Genomic DNA, 1,436 nt, shown 5'->3' with positions numbered 1-1,436 from the left:
CCGACATCACCTATGTCCAGACTGATCAGGGCTGGCTCTATCTGGCCACGGTCATGGACCTCTACAGCCGCAAGATCGTCGGCTGGGCGATGGCGGATCATTTACGCGCCGAGCTGCCTCTGGCGGCGTTGCGAATGGCAATCGCGGCGCAGCGGCCAAATGCCGGCCTGATCCACCATTCCGATCGCGGTGTTCAATATGCCTCGGCGGATTATCGCAAGCTGATGCAAGCCACCGGCCTCAGGGCCTCGATGAGCCGCAAGGGCGACTGCTATGACAATGCTCCGATGGAGAGCTTCTTTCACACGCTCAAGACGGAGCTCGTTCACCACCGGCACTATGAAACGCGGACAGAAGCCACACGAGATCTCTTTGCCTATATCGAGGGCTTCTACAATCGAATTCGTCGTCACTCCGCCATCGGCTTATCAGCCCGATCGAGATGGAGCTAAAAGCAGCTTAACCCTGTCCATTTTTTCGGTGGAAGATCAATCACAGGACACTCGCCAACGTCATCCGGCAGAGTGTCGTGATGTCGTAGACAGGCAGCCCCGTCATGCGACGAACCGCCGGAGCTGTCAGCGGAAGCGCGGTGCATTCGAATAGAAATGCCGCAATATCTGGATACGAATCGCGGAGTCGCGCAGTGCAGGTGATGACATCCTTCTCGACGTCCGCGATATCCGTCGGTGGCGGCGGTCGCATATTCTCATTTCGTACTAGTACGCTATCTTCGAGACCTCCGATGACCACCCTAGCTCGTGCAGCTGGATCGTCGATGCCGAGCATGTCCTCGCTTATGTGCTTCGGCTGGGCGACCACTACGGCTAGCTTGGCGGCAGCCGGCAATTGGCGGAGCAGCGCCGGCAGAAGCAGCAGGCTCGACGTTAGCACGGGCACATCTACGGCCGCGGCGACAGCCGCTTGGTGCCGGACAAAGTAGCCACAGTTGGCGCTTATCGCTACCGCGCCCCGCTCGACCAGGCGCTTGGCTGCCGCCACGCAGGCTGGCTCAAGCTCAGGCGCGCCGGGGACGACAAGGTCCACCCAAGCACCCACGACGGTTTCTGAAATGACGGGAAAGTCGTAAGTGGCTGGACTCATCAAGGAACCGCTTAGCGGCGCCCGCAGCGTAGCGCCGGCCACCCTGCCTCGTTCCAGATTAAGAATTCCGAGAGAGCGCTGGGTTGGCGATGCCATTCACGACTCCGTTGGCTTTAACAAAGTAATATTAAAGAGCTTAGCGCGATGTCAGGCCGGAATCCCGCAAATTAGCCGGATGCGCGCAGCAATTTTACACCTAGGGAGGAGAGTAAAGAGTTTTCGTGCAATCCGCTCTACTGTCGCAGAGTTGGCAATATGTCTTAAGCGGCGGCTGTTCGACTGCGTCACAAGGCTACCGGGGAGATGACGAACGGGGGCCGAAGCACCCAGAG

1 protein-coding gene and 1 pseudogene are annotated in these 1,436 nt (G+C 58.8%); one reads left to right on the top strand and one right to left on the bottom strand.

Annotated features, from left to right (window positions below; all coding sequences use genetic code 11):
- Window positions 1-463 (top strand): annotated as a pseudogene (locus tag IVA80_RS08510) (IS3 family transposase); the annotation flags it as partial.
- Between the two features lie 29 nt (window positions 464-492).
- Here the strand turns inward: IVA80_RS08510 and IVA80_RS08505 are convergent.
- Window positions 493-1,200, bottom strand: a complete 708-nt coding sequence (locus IVA80_RS08505; RefSeq protein ID WP_247427944.1) for a hypothetical protein — start codon at window positions 1,198-1,200, stop codon at window positions 493-495.
- Window positions 1,201-1,436: the final 236 nt, after the last annotated feature.

Origin of the sequence: Bradyrhizobium sp. 139 (assembly GCF_023074175.1) — a bacterium.
GTDB lineage: Bacteria > Pseudomonadota > Alphaproteobacteria > Rhizobiales > Xanthobacteraceae > Bradyrhizobium.
Note: the sequence above shows the minus strand (reverse complement) of the source record. Positions and strands in the feature narration are given on the sequence as shown.